This window comes from Micromonospora sp. NPDC049274 (assembly GCF_040678875.1).
In the GTDB taxonomy this organism is placed as follows: domain Bacteria; phylum Actinomycetota; class Actinomycetes; order Mycobacteriales; family Micromonosporaceae; genus Micromonospora.
The window spans coordinates 24,147-42,930 of sequence record NZ_JBFAQS010000029.1 but is presented as its reverse complement, the minus strand read 5'-3'; the positions used below and the strand labels follow the sequence as shown (position 1 = coordinate 42,930).

Genomic DNA, 18,784 nt, shown 5'->3' with positions numbered 1-18,784 from the left:
CCATTGCGGCTCTCCGAAGGATTGAGCCGGACGTTCGGGACAGCAACGTGTCAGGCGGTGGTCAGGCCGGCATCGGCCAGCGACCATCCGTTGCCGCCGACCAGCCGGTCCCGGCCAAGTTTGCGGCGCAGCCGAGACACGACCGGGGCGACTCCGCCAGCATTGCGGGGCCGCACGTCGGCGGGCATCTCCGCCCACACCCGTTCCCCGCTGAGGGGGACCCCACGAGCGGCGATCAGCACCTGCAGTGTGGCGGCCTGCTGCGGACTCAACGTGATCGGCGTGTCCCGGCCAGACATCCACGCCTCGTTGGTCGTGCGGTTTACGCCGACTCCGGCCCAGGACACCACGTCACTGCGTCCCGCCCCTACCTTCGCTGTCGCACCGGTGAGTCGCCAACCCCGCCCGCCGGTGACGATCCGATCCCGACCGATCCGGCAGCGCAACTGATGGACGATGACGCCGACCGTACGGGCAGCGGACGGCCGCTGGTGCGGTGGGATCGAGGAGAAGATCCGCTGCCCGTTCCGCGGTGCTCCCTCCGCTTCGACCAGTACCCTCAGCACGGCAAATTCCTGCGGCCCGAGACGATGCCCCGCACGTGAGCCGGTCACTCCGGGTTGCGCGTCAAGCCACACGTACTGTCGCCGGACATCGAGGTGCACATCCGCGTACGAGACGATGTGGGGGGCGGGAGCGGACGGTGACTCAGTGGGATCGTGCAGCCACCAACCGCCGGCGCCGGTGAGGATGCGATCGCTGCCGATCTTGTGGCGGATGTGCGAGATCACCACTCCGACCTGTCCGGCGGCGGGTGGGCGGCATCCCCGTGGCATGGCCCGCATTATCTCGCCCCGGTTGAGTGGTTTGCCCGCTGCGACTATCAGGACGGCCAGCACGGCCGCCTGCTGACCGCTGAGTACCGCGGCGGTGTACTCGGGACGCAGCCGGACCATGCCGGTCGAGACCTGCAGCTCAACGCCCGCGAACGTGAGCGGAGGCTGGAGGACGGGCAGATCCGCCCGGGACCCCACCATGACTGACATCTGCACCTCCACCGATCTCGGACCTTCGATGGCGGGTGGGCGGAGCCGGATCAACCTGCCCGGTGTCTCTCGCCTCTCGCCGATCTGTGGTGGCAGGCGTGCCGCGACGAGCCTGCGCGCTTCCACGGGGTCGATCCGCGACCGGCGCAGCCCGCTCGCCGACCGGCGCCAGGCCCTACGACGCGGCTCCCGGCGGGGCTCCGATGACGCGCGGACCGATCGACCCGGCCGGCCAGCGGCCGGCCCGGACGTGATTCGTCACGACTCGCACACCTACCTGGACGACGGGCCGTCCCCGGGGTCGACCTCGGGCCCGGCCGCGGGCTCAGGATGCGGCGCCGTCGGCTGCGGTATGAACACCCGCCCGACTGATGGCGGTGCCGGGACGTCGCCCACCAAGCCGCGATCCGGGGCCGCCGTCAGGCCGGCAGCCGACGGCGCTTTGCGGAGGCGCCAGGCCAGCAGGCCCACCGCGCCGAATCCGATGACGACCACCAGTCCGATCACGAACCGGCGCCATGGCTCGCTCCCGCCGTCGTCATCCGCGCCGACGGGCCGCGCCTCGGCGGAGATGTCCGTCGACACTGCCGCCACCGGGCTGATCATTCCCCACCCGCTCATCGGATGCGGTACCTGATCCACCAGCGGATTCGCCGTGGCACGGAGACGCTTGGCGACCTGTGCGGCGTCGAGATTCGGGAACGCGGACCGGACGAGCGCCGCGGTGCCCGCCACAAAGGCCACCGCGTACGCCGTTCCGCTACCGGCTCGTAGGCCGCCGCCGGCTCCGCCGAAGCTGGCGACGTCTACGCCCGGCCCGACGACATCCACTCCGCCGGAGAGATAGCTCGCCGCGAACTGCCCGTCGGGCCCCACGCCGGCGACCCGCACCACGCCGTCCGGCGCGGACGACCTGGAGGCCGTATCCGGCGTGGCGCCGTCGCCGTCGCCGGTCAGCGCCGGTGCCACCACCACGACGTCGTGCGAGAGAGCCTTGGTCACCGCATCCCGCACGGTCTGGTCCTCGACGTCGACGTAGCCGCCCAACGCGATCACCTTCGCGCCCGCCGAGACGGCAACCTCGATGCCGGTCGCGACGTCGACCGGACGTGCCGGCGGCTTCGTCTTGATGACCCGGACCGGCAGGATGCTCGCTTCCGGGGCGATCCCCACGACCCGGGCGGACAGCGAGCCGGCGCTCCCGCTCTGTCGACCCGCGATGATCCCTGCCATCGCCGTGCCGGAGCCGACGCAATCCACGTCACCCCGGCCGTTACCCGCCGTGATGTCGGCGCCGACAGCCACGCGCTCGGAAAGTTCCGGAAGCTGACCGTCCACTCCGGAGTCGACCACCGCGACCAGAACCCCCTCTCCCTGCGCGCGCTCCCATGCCTGTTGGGGGGCCACCCGCTGGTACGCCCAGACCGACTCCTCCCCCGCCTGCACCGACGGAGCGCACATCGAACGCTGAGGCCGCGGCGTCTTGCTCGGTGCCGGCGTGGGCCGGGTCGTCTTCCCCGGATCAGGGTGGGCACCACCGCGGGTCGGCCCGGGTGAGGGTGTGCCGCCCGGCGGCGGGGCGGACGGCGTAGGCAGAAGGCCGTACTGGATGCCTTCGCCGAAGGCGTCCCACGGCAGCACGAGCTGCCAGCCGGGGCGCAGCTGCCCACTCCCGGTCAAAGCTGCGCCATCGGGCTGCCTGCGGCCGAGGTTGAGATTGAGGATGTCGTCGGCGCGGCTGACGTCGTCGAGGAAACGTTCGGCGATGTCGGTCAGCGTCTCGGGCTTGCCCTGCGACGCCGCGGGCACCGTGTAGTACTTGACGAACTGACCGTCGCCCTCAGGCGCGGCGTGCCCCACGCCCGGCAGCCCCACGAGCAGCATTGCCAGCACGGCCACCAGCGCCAGTAGCGCCGGCGCACCGGACCACGCCCGTTTCACCGTCACCAGAGCCCTCCCCCTACGCCACCGCGCCCGCGACGACGCCTGCACTACGCGGCGCGCGACGACGAGGTTCAACAGTCGGCGAGGATTCTGACCGAACGTCCGCGGAACGGCTCGTCCGTCGCACGAACACCGACCCACCTCCCGCAGCTGCCGACAGGGCTTTTCGGCGTGCGATTGAACCGCCGGAACGTCACAGCCGTCGTGGGGACGACCACCACACGAGGGAGCGCGAGCTGTGTCACTGAAAGCAGGTTCCAGCCCGGCGCGCCGTCCCCGCGACGGTGCCACCAGGGCCTCGCACCGAGCCGAGAAGCAGGCGCCCGCACGCGCACCCGGGCGGCTGTGGGGCGCGCCGGCGCGTCGTGTGGTGATTGCCGGCGCCGCGCTGACGGCCACCGCTCTCCTCGGGGTCGCCGCATTCGCCGGCTTCGGCGCAGCCACCGCCGAGGACTCGACACTGCCTGGACGGCCCGTCCCCGGTGAGTACGAGCCCCTGATCGCGGCGGCGTCGCTGTCCTGCCCAGCGCTGACGCCGGCACGGTTGTCCGGGCAGCTCATGGCCGAGTCCCACTTCGATCCCAGCGCGCGGACCAGTTCCGGCGGTAGCGGCCTCGGGGGTCTCAGCGACGACCTCTGGCAGAAGTGGAAGCCGTCACCGCAGGCGCAGCGGCTCGATCCCGCGGCGAACATTCTCGCGCTCGCGCACCGCATGTGCGACCTCGTCGGCCAGGTCCGCAGTGCCGGCGGGCACGGCAACCTCTGGCAGTTGGCGCTCGGGGCACACCATTCGAGCGCGACCAGTGCCGCGGCCCTCGCCCGTGCCGTACCCGACAACGCGCGTGGCTACGTCGACCGGGTGAGCCGATACGTCGCCTGGTACGACAAGCGTGCGCAGGGCGGCGGCACCCCGGCACCCGGCGCGACCACACCGGTCGCCGGAGGCGAGCCCCGGCCGGTGCCGGCCGTCTACCTGGCCTCGGTGCAGGCCGCGGGCCGCATCTGTCCCGAGGTGACGCCGCCACGGGTAGCCGCACAGCTGATGGCGAGCTCGGCGTTCAACCCCAACCTGCTCGGCGCGGACGGCGCCCAGGGCATCGCGCAGTTCCGTCCGCAGTTGTGGAGCCGCTTCGGCCCGAACGTGGGCGCGGCGTCGGTGTGGGACCCCAGCATCGCCATTCCCGCTCTCGGACAGGCCATGTGCGGCCTGACCAAGGAGATGGGCAAGTTGAGCAAGGAGCCCTACCAGGCAGCCCTGGCGGCGTTCCGGTGGGGAGCGGACCCGGTGCAGCAGGCCGGTGGAGCTCCGCAGGCGCCAGCGCTGCGCTCGTTCGTCGACGCGGTCACCGCGTACACGGCCTTCTACGCTCAGGAGCCAGTGTTCGGCGGCAAGCCGGGGGCCACCGCAAGCCCTGGCGCGCCGGCGAGCCCGGGAAGGCCTGGCCCGAGTGCGACCGGTAGCCCCGGAAGCAACACCGAGCCGGACGTGAGCGTGCCGGGCGGCCCGACTCGTGGCGCGGACCCGTCGACGTCAGCCCCGACGTCAGCGCCAGCGCCCCCGCCACCACCGCCGGCGGGCGTCAGCGGACCCGTGGTACGGATTCGTGGCCACGAGAGCGACCGCTGCATCGACGTCACCGACGGGTCCTACAACAGCAACCCGGTACTGCAGATCTGGACCTGCAACACCGGTAGCAACCAACGCTGGACCCTCGGTTCCGACGGCACCGTGCGCGCGTTCGGCAAGTGCATGACGGTTGCCGGTGGCTCCACGACGAGCGGTGCGGACATCGTGCTGAGCACCTGCAACGGCAGCGCCTCCCAGCGGTTCGATCTGAACGGCTCCCACGACCTGGTCAACCCGCGCGCAGACAAGTGTGTCGAGGCCAGGGGTAGCGGAAGCGGGTCGAAGCTCCGACTTGCCTGGTGCGCCGGCTCCGACGACCAGAAGTGGAGCCGCAGCTAGGTGGACGCCCCGACCGCTGGCTGTGTCGGCCGTCTCGCGTGCGGCACGCGGAACGCGCTGCTGAGAACGATGATCTGCCTGGGGGTGGCCGCCCTGACGACGGTCACCCCCGTGACGGCTCTCCAGAGGACCGCCACCGCGGCCCGCCCGCCTTTGGCCGCGCCTACCGCACCGTCGACGCCTGGGGGCAACCCGAAGTACTACGTCGTCGGAGATGCAGGTGGCGTACAGCGCGAGTACCTGTACCAGATCGCCGTCCGGACCCTGGGCGACGGCAACCGGTACGGCGAGATTTTTGCGCTCAACCGGGACCGGCCGCAGCCCGACGGCGGCCGGCTCACCGATCCGCTGGTGTTGCGACCCGGCTGGCGGCTTCTCCTGCCGCCGGATGCCAAGGGGCCGGGAGTGCACGTGGGTCCGCTTCCGGAGCCGACCGCAGCGAGCCCATCGGCCGTACCGCACTCTCCTGCCGCGGCTACCGCCCCGACCCGCACGGGCGGTGCGGCCCCCTGGCTCCTGGCCGCCGCGGCGCTCGTGGTCATGACCCTGCTGCTGGCCGTGAGCTTGCGTGTTCTGCGGCGGGGTCGCGGTGGTGGCCAGTTGGCTCTGCCCGCCCCGCCGGCCTGGATCGCGTTACCCGGGGCGCGGCGACTCTCCCTCACCGCCGCTCCGCACGCGCGCGGTTCCCTCCACCCCGGTCCCGTGCTGGTGAACGCGGAAAGCCAGCGGGGGGAGGTGACGTCTCCCCCGGGCGACGCCGCAGCCCCGGCGCAGGATGCCGCGCGTGCTGGTGCGGAGGCCGTGGAAGCTGCCACCCGTTCCCCGATCGACGCAGCCGCCGCTCCGCCTCCGCTCGACCCGCCTCGGGTGGCCACGGCCGACACGGCGCCGACAGCGACGACTGGCCAGCGCGCCCACGTCCGTTCCGAAACGGCGCCGACCGTCCCGACGCCACTCGCAGCGGTCGAGCGGCCCACCACCCGTCGTCCTCGGCCGATCGAAGAGAGCGGCGCGCTGGGACTGACGCTGACCAGCGCTGGCCGATCGCTACGGGTACGGCTGATCGGCCGGGGGCAGGGCGAAGAGGAGCCGAGCGCCTGGCTCGACCGGAGTGAGGCGCCCACCGGGATGACGCTCCCCGTGCTGCTCGGAGTTCGCGACGGTTGGCAGCTCTGCGTCAACCTGGCCGCAGCCTCCGACGTGCTGACCATCTGCGGTCCGATCGACGACTGCAGGGCTGTCGCCCAGTCGATCGTCGAGCAGGTCCAGGTTGCGGGCCATGAAGTGAACGTCGTGGGTGACGTGCTGGGAGCAGATCTGCCGCCCGCCTACCACCGCGCCGCTGCGCTGACCGAGCTGTCGTTTCCGTGGACAGAGCAGGAGCCGCCGCGGGTTGGAGTGGTGATCAGCGGCGGTCTCGTCGGCCAGGAGCTTGCGGCAGCCAAGCGGCTCGTGGCAAGCCAACACCGGGTCGTACCCATCGTGCTGGGCAAGGTCTTGCGTTCCCCGTGGTCGATCATGCTCGACTTCGAGGCCGACGACGAGTGAACCGCGGGCGTGGCCCGCCAGAGCGTCGATGCCGTGGCGGCATCCTCCCGCGCCCGGTTCCCGTTCAGGTCTCCGAGGTCAGGACACCGAACCGTCGAGCCCGCAGGGCCGCCTCGGTACGGCTCGTCGCACCCAGCTTACGAAACAGTCGCGCCGCGTGGGTCTTGACGGTCTCGACCCCCACTCCCAGCTCATGAGCGATCTCGGGATTGGTCGCCCCCGCCGACAGGAGTCGCAGCACCTCCATCTCCCGGGTCGTCAACACCTCGTTGGTGCCCGACAGCGGTCGAGCCGGTTCCACCCCGGTCAGCCTGGTGAGCAGATCAGCGGCAAAAGCCGCGTGCGGACCGCGTACCGCCGCCAGCCGGAGGACGGGCACCGCCGCAGCTCTCTCGAAGAGGATCAGCCCCGGCGATCCGTCGGCCAGGCACCGTCGCAGTGCTGGCTCGGCGACTCGGAGGGCGTCGGCCGGGCGCCGCCGTCGAACGTAGTGTGCGGCGAGCCGGATGCGTGCGCTGCCGTACACGTCGACCATCTCGAGGCGGTCCTCGGCCTCGACCGCCGCCCGCAGCAGTCGTTCCGCCTCACGGTGCTCGCCGGCGGTACTGGCCAGCATCCCCGCCAACGACAACCGGTTGACCACGGCGGGGTTGTGGGCGGGCGCGTCGGTCAGGTCGGCCGGTATTCGGGCCAGTGCCTCGCGCGCCTGTTCCAGGTGACCCAGTGACCATCGCACTCGCCCGGCCAGGAACCAGGCACCGGGCTGAGCGAACCACAGGTGCGGCAACATCTCGGCCCGGCTGATCATCTGCGACAGTGTCCGGTCGATCTCCGCTGCGGTCTCGTCGCCCCGAAGGAGGAGCACATCGGTGAATGCCAACGCGAGGCCGATCAGCGGTGGCGCTCCCCCGTACCGCGCGTATTCGGCATCTATCCGCAGCACCTGGACCCGGGCCTTGTCGTGCCGGCCTCGAAGCGCGTCGACGAAGACCGCGAGTGCGTCGACCTGAAGCCGGGGTAACCCCTCAGCGAGGCACCGTCGGGCGGTCTCGACGAAGCGGTCCAGGTCTCCCAGCACACCCGGCGTGAGGCAGAACGTCGGCAGGACGTGCGTGGCGGCGACGACCATCGTGTGGCCCGCGTCGACGACCTCCAGGGCGGCCCGCAGAGACAGCCGAGCCGCCTCGGCGTCACCCGCGAGTTGCGCGAGTTGTGTTCTGATCAGCCCGACCCGCACCGTCATGTCCGGCTCCAGAGTCGACAGCAGCGCACGATCCAGCAGGACGCGACTCGCCTCGCGGTCGCCCTGCAGGTACAGGCACTCCGCCTGCCGAGCGAGCACCGGACCCGAAAGGCCGGACGCGGCGAAGGCGGCGCGCGCGGCGGCCAGGTCGCCGGACAGGAACGCGAGCTCGCCCCGCAACCGGAGCAGCTGGGGGCGGTGCAGGACGTCTTCCGGGAGTTTGCCCAACAGTTCCCCGAGCGAGACCGCCCGACCCTCGCTGAGCAGGCTCAGACCTTCGGTTTCCAACAGGTCGACGGCAGCCGCCTGGTCGGCGCCACGCAGCAGGTGGCCGATGACGGCCACCGTGTCGCGCTCCGCCGCCGCGGCCCGGCGGTGCAGCCTTTGGCGCGCATCGACCGGCCAGCGTTCCACCTTGCGGCGTAGGAACTCGGCGACCAGGGCGTGGAACCGGTAGACCTCCCCTTCGGTGCGCTGGAGGAGGAAGAGACCTCGGTCGGCAAGGTGCTCGAGGAGGTCAGCGGCGTCGGTTCGGCCGGTCACCGCCACGCAGGCCGGGACGGAGATCTCCGACAGGACCGCGATCGCGGCGAGGAACCGCCGCACCTCCGGCGGCTGGGCATCGAAGACCTGCCGTGTGAAGAAGGCGTAGAGCTCGGCTTCGGAGCGGGGCGATCCCGCCACCGTCCGCTCGCCGGCCAGCATCCTGATCCCTGCGGGCCAGCCCTCGGTCCGCTGCATCAGCCGGTCGACGGCCCCCGACGACAGGGTGAGCCCCAGGCGCCGGTTGACCAGTTCCTCCACCTCGTCGGGCGAGAAGCGGAGGTCTTCCGGCCCACGCTCGGCCAGCAGACCTCGCAGGCGCCACCGAGCCAGCGGAATGTCCGGCACCGCGCGGGACGCGAGGAGCAGATGAAGGTTGTCCGGCACCCTGAGCACCAGGTTACGGAACAGCTCGATCGCCGGGGAGGACCGCAGTTTCTCACCGTCGTCGAGGATGATCAGCAAATGCTCGGGATGCTGCGACACCGCGTTGAGCATCGCGCTGAGGGCGAGCAGCACGCCGTCGGAGTTGGGGTGCGAGTCGAGCACGGCCGGCACCGCCCGGCCGATGAACGGCACCCGTCGGCCGAGGGCCGTGGCGACAGCGGCGATCAATCGCCGAGGTTCGTTGTCATCCTCGTCGAGGGTCAACCAGAGCGCCTGCCCCGGAAGCTGTCGCGCCAACTGGGCGGCCAGGGTGCTCTTGCCGTAGCCCGCGGGCGCGACGAGCAGTGTCAGAGCGGCGGCGAACGCGTCGTCCCCGAGGGATTCCCGCAGGGCGACCCGGTCGAGAGCGGTCGTCTGCACATGGGGTAGCGCGAACTTTCCCGCCGGAAACGCCATGGTTACATTCTAGGAACCCGCGCGGAAACCGATGGAGTGGGGACGTTGGCCGCGGACCGCGCCGAGCAGCGGGAAAGCCCGGTCTGCCGTGTCGTTCAGGGCAGCAATCCGAGCCCCTCCGCGCGGGCTGCCAGACCGGCTCGCGAGCGGGCGTCCAGCTTACGAAGAAGCCGTCGCACGTGGGTCTTCACCGTCTCCGCGCCGACACCGAGGCGTTCGGCGATCTCGCGGTTCGTCGCGCCGGCCACCAGCAGGCGCAGCACCTCGGCTTCACGCGCCGTGATCGACCCCGCACTGCCCGGAATCGGTACGGAGGCTCGGGCCTTCGTGGTCGCGCGTTGCAACAGCGCCGCGGCGTAGGCGGCGTGCGGGCTGCTGGCAGCGGCGAGCGTGAGGACAGGCAGGGCCATCGCGCCATCGGACAGCACCACTCCGCCGGCGTTGCGCGCCGCACACTCGCGAAGCAGCGGATTCACGGCGCTCAGCGCCTCCACGCTGCGCCCCTGCTGCTCGTAGAGCCACGCAAGCCGCGTCCGCGCACTCCCGTACACCTGCATGGTGAGGTGGCGGGTCTGATCCTCCTCCCGTACCGCCGCTCGGAGCAGCGACTCGGCCAGGCGATGGTTGCCCTCGGTGTACGCGAGCAGTCCCTCCAACGAGAGCCGGTGGGTGGTGAGGAGTGTCATCGGCTCGTCGGCGTGCACGGGTATCTGCGCGAGCGCGGCCTGGGCGGCATCGAACTGCCCGTTGAGCCAGCGCGCCCGGCCGGAGAGGAACCAGGCGCAGCCGCGCAGGGTGGCTGTCATTCGACTCATCACCGAGGTTCGGCGGTGCAGGTCGTCCACGACCCGGTCGAGTTCGGGGGTGGTGTAGGACCCGTGTTGCAGTCGGGCCACCGCCAGGGCGAAGGCGGTCATGGGTGGCGGGCCGCCGAACTGTTCGTAGTCGGCCAGCACCCGGTCGACCTCGGCCGGCACGGACGCCGTCGCGCCACGGACGGCGTCCACGACAACTGCCAGGGAATCGACCTGCAGGCGTGGTAACCCCTCGGTCAGCACCGCCCGCGCCACCTGGACCAGCTGCTCCATGTGATCGACGGCCCCACGGGTGTAGGCAAGCGACGGCGGCAGATACGTCACCGCCGTGGCGATCGCCTGTCCCTGGGACACGATGCGGAGCGCCGCGGTCAGGGAATCCTCCGCGCGGTCGAAGGTGCGCCGCAGCTGGGCCACCTGAGCGCGGATCAGTAGCAGGCGTACCTGTTCGTCAGGCCCCGGCGTCTTGACCAGCGCCCGGTCGAGCAGCCGGTCACTGTCGACCAACTCGCCCTGGAGGTAGCGGCACTCCGCGAGCCGGGCCAGTACCGGTCCGTCCGTCCCCGCCTTCTCGAAGGCCCGCCGTGCCGGTGCCAGATCACCGGCCGCGTATGCCAGCTCACCGGCGAGGCGCATCAGCTCTGGCCGGTCAAGGGCCTGCTCGTCGAGCCCGCCGAAAATTTCCCGCAACGAAGCGGCTCGCCCGAGTTGGAGGAGTTCCATGCCGTTGGTCTCGATCACGTCGGCTGCCGCCGACCGATCGCCGGCGGCAAGCAGGTGGCGCGCGACGGCAATCGGATCGCGCTCGGCGGCAGCGGCACGTCGGTGCAGGGCCGCCCGCTCCGCCGCCGGCCACCGCGCCAGCCGCGCGCCGAGGAAGTCCCGGAACAGGCCGTGATACCGGTAGGCGGCATCCTCCTCCTGCTGGATCAGGAACATTCCCCGACTGACCACCTGCCTCAGCAGGTCGGAGCAGTCGTCGCGGCCGGTGACGATCGCACAGGACCGGGCGGACATGTGCGCCAGCACGGAAGTTTCGATGAGGAAACGCTGCATGGCCGGGTGCTGTCGATCGAACACCTCCTCCCCGACGAAGGCCGTGAGTTCGGCATTGGCGGCGGAGGTGCGACGTGCCACGTCCGGGCCGGCCGACGACAACAGCCGAACGGCGGCGGGCCACCCCTCCGTTCGGAGGTACGTCTGCTCGATCGCATCCTCCGAGAGTCCGAGTTTCAGGTGGGTGTTGAGCAGGGCCGCTACCTCGTCACGGGTGAATCGCAGGTCCTCCGCTCCCCGCTCGGACACCAGCCGCTTCAGGCGTAGCCGAGCCAACGGAAGGGGGGGTCGGTATCGCGTGGTCACCACGAAGTGCACGTTGCTGGGAACACGTTCGACGAGGGCGGAGAATTGGTCCTGCACCGAGGGATTGACGATCAACTCCCACTCGTCGAGGACGAGGACGATGTCTGCCGACAATCGGGAGACCCCGTTGAGAAGGGTTGTTGTCGCCCGTCGCACCGAATCTTCCGGAGAAGTTTCGGTCAAGACTGTGGTAACCGCGCGGTCAATTGCCGGATCGTGCCGTCCGAAACCGGCGGCGAGGGCGGCGAGGAAGCGGCGGGGGTCATTGTCGTCATCGTCGACGGACAGCCAGATGGGCTGCAATGTCGTCAGCGCGGCAAGCAGCTGGGTGACCAGCGTCGTCTTGCCATAGCCCGCCGGAGCACTGATCAGGGTCAGCGGAACGGTCAACACGTCGCTGGCCAGAGCTGCCACCAGTCTGTCGCGATTGACGAGTTCGGCCGGAGTTCGAGGCGGCGCGAACTTGGTGACCGGGAACAGCATGGGGGTGACCCTAACGCCCGGCTCCGAGACCTCTCGGAGAGAGGTGTCAGGCACGGTGAGTCACCACCACCCGCGTTGACGAAAACGGTTTCGCGACAGTCGGGCCGCGTACCCCATCTGGGGGACGACAATGTTGCTCGGCCCACGCTTGGCTGGCGACATGACGAAGAGCCGGACCGGTTGCCTGCTCCGGGGGCCAGTGGCGTCCCACAGACGCCGCAGTGGCAGCGGTAGCGCCTTCGGCGTTCGGGCCCAGGCGGAGAGAGGCAGAACCTCCATCGATCGCATCGGCGCGCTGTCCGCTTGGAAGAAACACTGAGAAAGAAGGACCGGTGAGGCGATCTTGACCCGGACCGCCAGCCGCAGCGTCCGTTGGAGTATTCGGTTCCGCTGCCACCGCAGCATCGATCTCTGAGGCCAGTGAGTGAACAACAACGCCGTCCCGTCCCCGGTCAGCGACGAAAGCCACGATTCCTGGATGCGTGACCTGCACGGCACGCACGCGGATCCGCTCCGTCGTTACCTGATCCGGCTCACCCTGGGCGAGCCGCACCTCGCGGAGGATCTTCTTCAGGAAACGATGCTCCGCGCGTGGCGGCACCGCGCGCATCTGCCGACCGACCACGAAGGGCTTCGCCGATGGTTGTTCACCGTCGCGAAACGGATCGCGATCGATGCGCTCCGCGCCAAGCAGGCCCGCCCGACCGAAATCGGCACCGCCGACGTCAGCCTTCTGTCTGCCACCAGTTCGGCCATGGACGATGTCGTCAGTGCGGTCCAGACCGTCCGGCAGGCAATGCCGAAACTGACCCCGGCGCACCGTGCCGTATTGATCGAGCTCTACCTGCTGGGACGTTCGGTCGAGGAGGCCGCCGCGCAGCTCGGCATTCCGGAGGGCACTGTCAAGTCCCGCGCCCACTACGCGTTGCGGTCTCTTCGGGACGTCATCGGCCCGATCGACGAGTGAGACCGCCCTGTGCGTTCCGTTCGACGGGCCGGCCGGCGAACCACCGGGGTGCGGCCGCATCGGCCGGCCCGGCGGCATCGACAGGACCTCGAAGGCTCGGCTCGTCATGTGCCAGCCACCACGTCGGCGGCGGTCAGCGTACGAAGCTGGGTGATGTTGGGTGACTGGATTCGCCGCAGTCGACCGGCCTGGCGAGTGACCGCCTCGTCGAAGACCTGACGGGCGTAGCGGCCGTTGCCGAACGCCTTGCCCTTCGGCGCGGCCTCGAAGAAGTCCTCCAGGGCGGTGAGCGCCTCCGGCCCACATTCGTAACCGTTCGACTGTGCGAACTGCCGGAAGATGGCCACCAGCTCGGCAGCGCGGTAGTTCTCGAAGTGGATGCGGCGGGAGAAGCGGGAGGCCAGTCCCACGTTGGCCGCCAGAAACCGCTCCATGTCCTCGTCGTAACCGGCCGCGATGACCACCACGTCGTCGCGATGGTCCTCCATGAGCTTCACGAGGGTGTCGATCGCCTCGCGGCCGAAGTCGGCGCGGCCGTCCGCCGGCGAGAGCGTGTACGCCTCGTCGATGAACAGCACACCCCCACGGGCTCGGCCGAACGCCTCCCGTGTGCGTTGCGCGGTGTGCCCGATGTACTCCCCGACCAGATCCGCTCGGGCCACCTCGACGAGCTGCCCGCCACGCAACACGCCGAGCGCGTTGAGCAGTTGACCGTAGAGCCGTGCCACAGTGGTCTTGCCCGTCCCGGGTGGGCCGGAGAAGACGAGGTGCCGCGAGACCGTCGGCGCCTTCAGGCCGGCCTCGACCCGAGCACGGATGGTCATCAGCAGATCGATGAGCTCGGACACCTCGCGCTTGACCGCGGACAGACCGATCATCTCGTTCAGCGAACCGAGCAGTTCGTCGAGTTGTCCGCTCGGTTTACCTCGGTTGGCCGTGTTCGCTTCGCTCTCCGGGGCGCCCAGATCCTGCGGCAGGAGCTGCGTCAGTTCCGCACCTGACGTCGTGCGTCCGGGGTCGGAGAGGCGGTACGCCTGACGTCCCGCCATCTCCTCGAAGACCTTGCGGGCCACCCGGGCGTTGCCGAACGAGGCGTCTCGCGGTATCCGATCGAAGTGCGCGGTGAGGGCGTGCCTGGTGTCGTACTCGAGCACGTAGTGGTGCGTGCTGCACAACTGCTCGACCAGCGTGACCAGTTCGTCGGTCTCGTAGCTGGAGAACTCCACGGTGCGGGAGAACCGTGAGGCGAGCCCCGGGTTGGCGTCCAGGAAGGCGGTCATCTGCGCCGAGTAGCCGGCAGCGATCACCACCACCTCGTCCCGGTGATCCTCCATGAGCTTGACCAGGGTGTCGACGGCCTCCCGACCGAAGTCGTCGCCCGACGATCCGCCCCCCGAGGTCAGCGTGTACGCCTCGTCGATGAACAGCACCCCACCGCGCGCCTCGTTGAAGCGCGCGGTCGTCTTGGGCGCCGTCGATCCGAGGTACTCACCGACCAGGTCGGCCCGGGCCACCTCGATCATCTGGCCGCTGCTGATGACCCCGAGCGCGCCGAGGATCCGTCCGTAGAGGCGGGCGACTGTCGTCTTGCCGGTCCCGGGAGGTCCGGCGAAGATCAGGTGACGCGACATCGGTGGTGCGGACAGGCCGGCCGCCGCTCGTCGCTGGGCGATGCGGTGCAGGCCGACGAGCGTGGCCACCTCCCGCTTCACGTCCGCCAACCCGACCAGGGCGTCGAGTTCGGCCAGCAGCGGCGTCGCGGCATCGGAGGTGCCCTCGCCGCGCGACTCCCCGCGTGGACCCTCCGAGGGCGCGACGACGCCCTCCCTGCTGCGCGACGACGGAAGGCCACTGTCGGTCACCATGTTTCCGGACATCGTGACCGACTCGGGAGACTCCGCAAGCAGGCCGACTCCTGGATGGTCGAGGATCTCGCAGCCCACGACCGTGCCGGTCGAGCCCGCCGCGTAACGGACGCCGTCGGCGCCCCCGCCGTGTACTCGGCACTGCGACAGCGACAGCTCGGCCTGCGCTTCGGCAAGCACCGCCATCCGCCGGGCACCGCTGATGTCGCAGCTGGTCAGCTGGGCCTCCGCGGTGGCAGCCACCACCACACCGACCTCGCCACCGCGGATCGAGGTCCCCGTGGCGGCCAGAAAGCCTCCCGGACCAACCCGGACGCCCACCGCGTTCTCGGCGTCGATTCGTCCATCGTCGGTGCGCAGCCGACTCTCGCCGTCGACCTGCACCCCGTATGCGCGACAGCCCTCGACGACGAGATTCGCCACCGTGGCGTCCGCGGCGCCGCGGAGCAGGAGGCCGGTCTCCCGTCCCCGAATCGACACGCCGGACATCGCCACCCGTGCCGTCTCCTCCAGGATCATCCCCTCGCCGGATCCGGAGCCGATCTCCACGTCTCGCAGCGCCGGCGTGGCCGACCCACCGATGAGCAGCGGGGCCGCGCCACTACCCGCGATTCGAAGCCGGTCGAGCTGGCCGGACGCTTCGCCCAGCGCCACCACGCCGTGCCCTGCCACCTTGGTGACATGCCAACCGTCCACCACGGGCGCGGCCGTACCGGTCAGCACCAGACCGTGCTCCGCAGCGCCCTCCAGACGGCAGTCGCGCAGTGTCGCGGTCCCTCCGGCGAGCAGCACAGCCGACCGGCCGATGCCACGCAGGACGACCTTCGTCAGGGTGGGTCTCCCGTCGTTCTCCACCAGCACGCCCACGCCGTCAACGTCGCTGAGGACGCAGGATTCCAGCGTCCCGAGGCCGCCTCGGGTGCTGAAGAAGCCGGCGCCTCTGATATCGCGGACGGTGCAGTCGCGAATGGTCGGGTCGGCGCCGTCCATCACGACGATGGCCGCCCCGCTGGTGGCGCTCACCGTCGTCGTGGCAACCTCGCCACCCCCACCGGCGTCGAAGAGGAAGCCCACCCCGGAACCCTCGCCCACCGTGCAGTCGCGCATCGCCAGGCAGCCGCCAGCCACGTGCACCCCGACCACACCGGTGCCGCCGACGTCGCACCCCGCGATGTCCAGCACCGCCCCCGGCGCCACCTGCACGGTCGGCAGGTGCTCGCCGCCGCCCCGCAGCGAGATGTCCCTGACCCGGGGCCGGCCGTGCGCCACGAACAGTGCCACCTCGTCGCCGGCATCGACGATCACCGTGCCCGCCCCCTCCTCGGGGACCAGCGTCACGTCGCCGGCCAGTCGTAGCTGTTCCCGATACGTACCCGGCTGAATGAGCACCGTGCTTCCCGGCATCGCGCTCAACAGCGCGGCGTTGATCGACGACGGACAGCTCATGTCCGTCTGGGAGACGCTTATCAGCCGCTCGTTCATGCTCCGCCGCCCATCCCGATCATGATCATTGATGCCCCTCCGGATTGGATCGGGATTCGGCTTCACGGCCTGCCGGATCACGCGGCAGTCGGTAGGGACGGCCGTCGGCGGACAGTCCCGGCGCGAACGCCAGCCGGGCGGCCCCGGCCGCCTCGTCGTGGGCTGCCCCCGCCGAGGGCGTTCCACCCGCCACGGCGGCCCGAAGCCGGATGAGCACCTGGGCGTCCGTCTGCGTCGCCCCGCGCCGTCGGGTGACACCAGACGTCGAATCAACGGGCAGCTCCCGCAGGTACACCCGGGGTGGCTCCTCGGCCGTTGCCGTGAGTTCGACGGCGAGTACCGTGAATCGGGTGCCCGGGGCGAAGACGGCGGTCTCGGCGCCTCGGATGCCCAGTGGGCCCAGCCGGCGGGCACTCATCGACCAGATCGTGTATCGCACGGCGTCCAGCGACCCGCCGGGCTCGGTGAGCGCCACGTCGACGAAGGCGGGTTCCCGCACCTCGGTCCCCGGTTGGTAGCCGAGGATCAGGGTCGGATCATGTACCGCCACGGCATGCACCGGACCGAGGACAGCTGGCAGACGCCGTAGACCGCGAGCCGCGCAGCGGCTCAGCAGGAGAGCGCGGGCGTCGTCCGCGTCGCCCTCCCCGCGCAACACCGGGTTGACCGCATCCCGTTCCTCGCTCGCGTACGCCCGCACGACGACGAAGCCGGTGACGAGGTCGGCGGGGTCGTCCCCTGCCGCACGCAGACCGGGCGATTCGGCGAGCGCCCGGCTGACGACACGGGCGTGCGCGTCGAACCGCTTGGCCAGTGCCGTCCGCAGGGCCGCGCGGTGCGGGACGACACCGGTCGCGGGTACGACCCAGACTGGCTCGGGACCGCTGCGCGCCGCGTCCTCCGGGGACGTGCCCCCGAAGGGCTGCCTCTCGCCAGCAGGCGACTCGGGATCGGCCGTCGTTGAGCCGCTGGGCGAGGCGCGGTCGACAGATCCGGGCTCGTGCGGAGTCGTCGGGTCCAGTACGCCTACGCCCGCACCCGTGACGTCCGTCGGGCCGGATCCGACGTCCGTCGACTCGCTGGACTCGTCAGCCCCGGCGGGGCTCCGACCCGACTCGGCGAGGGCCTCGCCCACCGCCCCGGCCGAAACCGTCACCCGGGGCGGACTCAACCGCGCGATCAGTTCGTCCGGGATGGGAGTGGGCGAGAAGGGTCCGGTCGCCATCTGCGCGGACGCCCCGAGAGTCGCATGGGCAACTGGACCCGCGGCGCGGATCGACGCCGTGCCGGCGGGTCGCTCTGCCGGACGAGGTCGACGAAGCGGCGCGGCGATCGTCGGTTGCCGAGGCCGGAGTGGCAGTACCTGGCCCAGCGCCTCGACGCGACGGGTCGCGACGGCCTTGTCCGAGCGGGGATGCCACCGCTGGAATCCCTCGGCGGCGGTCAGCACGCCTGTCGCGGTGAGCCGCAGCGGACCAGTGACGGTGACCAACGGCGTGGCCAGGGCGTCGACAAGCGCGCCCACGATCAGCTGCATCGCCGACGCGGGGAGCGACGCCCCTCGAAGAGCGAGCGTGGCGGGGATGACCGACCTCGGAACAGTCACGTCGATCATCGTCGCCAGCGCCCGCGCGGTGAGCGCCCTGCCATCGAGACGGTAGCCGGTGGACCCGACCGACACCTCGATCAACGCCCCGGCGAGCGATTTGACCACGCCCACGGAAGGCGTGCCCCCGTCGAGAAACGACCAGCCCGCAGCCGTACGTCGTCCCGGCAGTCCCCCGTTGTCCCGGTGTACGACCGGGCGGGCCGGCGGGACGCGCCGCGGGACGGGGACGGAGAGCCGTCCACGGGGTGGCGGCCGGAGCGGTGCGAGGGCAACGCCGCCGTGACGCAGCAGACGCGGCCGTGGCCGTACGCCCGACAGGTCCGGTACGGACAGCAGGGGACGCGCCGACGAACGGGGTCTCTGCCGAGCGCCGTCGACAGGCGTCGTCACGGGCCAGAACCAGTCCTGCCGGACGGGACGCCCCGTCGCCACAGCGATCCACCCAGGAAACGAGGTCCAATCCGCCGGAGCACCCTGCGGACCACCTGGCGCATCCAGAGCGGGGAGCGGCCCGGCGACCGGCAGCACCACTTCCAGACCAATGTGGTCCGCCAACCACCGCGCCCGGCGTACCGGATCGAGGCCAGGCGGATAGCCGCCCAGCGCGACCAGTCGCACACCCCCGGCCAGGCCACCGAAATGCTCCACGAGGCGCTCTGCCACCAACTCGAAGAAGTCCTCTCGTCGGGTGACTTCGGCTGCGCTGACAACGGCTACCCGGCCCGGCTCGTCCGGCACCTGGACGGTCTTCACCGTGACGGCCGTCTCCTCATCCATCCACAGCAGCAGGCGATCGTCATTCACCACGGCGAACACCCTGTCGCCGCCGGCCTCCGCCGCCACGGTCCCGAGCTTGACGTCGACGTTCATCGCACGCGCCAGCCGGCCCGGGTCGACTCGGCAGCAGCCGCGAAGGACGTTGCCTCGCGCGATACGAGGCCCGACCGCCAGAGGCGAAGCAGCCGCGCCTTGAGCAGGTGACAGGCCTCGGCCTCGTTCACCGGCGCGGTGATCGCCTCCGTCATGTCCCGCACGACGGCTCCCATGGGGTTACGGTTCAACGTGAGG

Annotated in this window: 10 protein-coding genes; 3 read left to right on the top strand and 7 right to left on the bottom strand. The window is 70.8% G+C overall.

Annotation, left to right across the window (positions count from 1 at the left end; genetic code table 11):
- Positions 1 to 50: 50 nt before the first annotated feature.
- Both AB0K10_RS32215 and AB0K10_RS32210 read right to left on the bottom strand, forming a co-directional pair.
- Positions 51 to 1,046: a hypothetical protein gene (locus AB0K10_RS32215; protein ID WP_363689843.1), complete on the bottom strand. Its 996-nt coding sequence runs from the start codon at positions 1,044 to 1,046 to the stop codon at positions 51 to 53.
- 273 nt (positions 1,047 to 1,319) lie between these two features.
- On the bottom strand, positions 1,320 to 2,993 hold the full coding sequence (locus AB0K10_RS32210) for a S8 family serine peptidase (RefSeq protein WP_363689841.1): 1,674 nt from the start codon (positions 2,991 to 2,993) through the stop codon (positions 1,320 to 1,322).
- 235 nt (positions 2,994 to 3,228) lie between these two features.
- Between AB0K10_RS32210 and AB0K10_RS32205 the strand changes: the two genes are divergently transcribed.
- Complete coding sequence (locus tag AB0K10_RS32205) at positions 3,229 to 4,956, top strand: ricin-type beta-trefoil lectin domain protein (RefSeq protein WP_363689839.1); 1,728 nt, start codon at positions 3,229 to 3,231, stop codon at positions 4,954 to 4,956.
- Positions 4,957 to 6,504: a hypothetical protein gene (locus tag AB0K10_RS32200; protein WP_363689837.1), complete on the top strand. Its 1,548-nt coding sequence runs from the start codon at positions 4,957 to 4,959 to the stop codon at positions 6,502 to 6,504.
- A 64-nt stretch (positions 6,505 to 6,568) separates the two neighbouring features.
- Here the strand turns inward: AB0K10_RS32200 and AB0K10_RS32195 are convergent, their stop codons facing one another.
- Together AB0K10_RS32195 and AB0K10_RS32190 are read right to left on the bottom strand one after the other, a co-directional pair.
- The gene (locus AB0K10_RS32195; protein ID WP_363689835.1) at positions 6,569 to 9,133 is read right to left on the bottom strand and encodes a LuxR C-terminal-related transcriptional regulator; all 2,565 of its coding nucleotides are present in this window, start codon (positions 9,131 to 9,133) and stop codon (positions 6,569 to 6,571) included.
- A 95-nt stretch (positions 9,134 to 9,228) separates the two neighbouring features.
- The gene (locus AB0K10_RS32190; RefSeq protein ID WP_363689833.1) at positions 9,229 to 11,793 is read right to left on the bottom strand and encodes a LuxR C-terminal-related transcriptional regulator; all 2,565 of its coding nucleotides are present in this window, start codon (positions 11,791 to 11,793) and stop codon (positions 9,229 to 9,231) included.
- Positions 11,794 to 12,271: 478 nt separating this feature from the next.
- Between AB0K10_RS32190 and AB0K10_RS32185 the strand changes: the two genes are divergently transcribed.
- Complete coding sequence (locus AB0K10_RS32185) at positions 12,272 to 12,760, top strand: sigma-70 family RNA polymerase sigma factor (RefSeq protein ID WP_363689831.1); 489 nt, start codon at positions 12,272 to 12,274, stop codon at positions 12,758 to 12,760.
- 104 nt (positions 12,761 to 12,864) lie between these two features.
- Here the strand turns inward: AB0K10_RS32185 and AB0K10_RS32180 are convergent, their stop codons facing one another.
- Genes AB0K10_RS32180 through AB0K10_RS32170 form a run of 3 tightly spaced genes read right to left on the bottom strand, consistent with a single transcriptional unit; the run spans position 12,865 to position 18,762 of the window.
- Positions 12,865 to 16,107, bottom strand: a complete 3,243-nt coding sequence (locus tag AB0K10_RS32180; protein ID WP_363689829.1) for an AAA family ATPase — start codon at positions 16,105 to 16,107, stop codon at positions 12,865 to 12,867.
- A gap of 25 nt (positions 16,108 to 16,132) precedes the next feature.
- Complete coding sequence (locus AB0K10_RS32175) at positions 16,133 to 18,586, bottom strand: hypothetical protein (RefSeq protein WP_363689827.1); 2,454 nt, start codon at positions 18,584 to 18,586, stop codon at positions 16,133 to 16,135.
- Entirely contained in the window at positions 18,583 to 18,762 is a 180-nt protein-coding gene (locus AB0K10_RS32170) for a hypothetical protein (RefSeq protein ID WP_363689825.1), read from the bottom strand. Before AB0K10_RS32170 ends, AB0K10_RS32175 begins: the two co-directional genes overlap by 4 nt.
- Between the last annotated feature and the right edge of the window lie 22 nt (positions 18,763 to 18,784).

What these genes read in the sequence shown, in the direction of transcription:
- AB0K10_RS32215 (WP_363689843.1), bottom strand. Translation starts at nt 1,046, where the DNA reads ATGTCAGTCATGGTGGGGTCCCGGGCGGATCTGCCCGTCCTCCAGCCT.
- AB0K10_RS32195 (WP_363689835.1), bottom strand. Translation starts at nt 9,133, where the DNA reads ATGGCGTTTCCGGCGGGAAAGTTCGCGCTACCCCATGTGCAGACGACC.
- AB0K10_RS32190 (WP_363689833.1), bottom strand. Translation starts at nt 11,793, where the DNA reads ATGCTGTTCCCGGTCACCAAGTTCGCGCCGCCTCGAACTCCGGCCGAA.
- AB0K10_RS32185 (WP_363689831.1), top strand. Translation starts at nt 12,272, where the DNA reads ATGCGTGACCTGCACGGCACGCACGCGGATCCGCTCCGTCGTTACCTG.
- AB0K10_RS32180 (WP_363689829.1), bottom strand. Translation starts at nt 16,107, where the DNA reads ATGAACGAGCGGCTGATAAGCGTCTCCCAGACGGACATGAGCTGTCCG.
- AB0K10_RS32175 (WP_363689827.1), bottom strand. Translation starts at nt 18,586, where the DNA reads ATGAACGTCGACGTCAAGCTCGGGACCGTGGCGGCGGAGGCCGGCGGC.
- AB0K10_RS32170 (WP_363689825.1), bottom strand. Translation starts at nt 18,762, where the DNA reads ATGGGAGCCGTCGTGCGGGACATGACGGAGGCGATCACCGCGCCGGTG.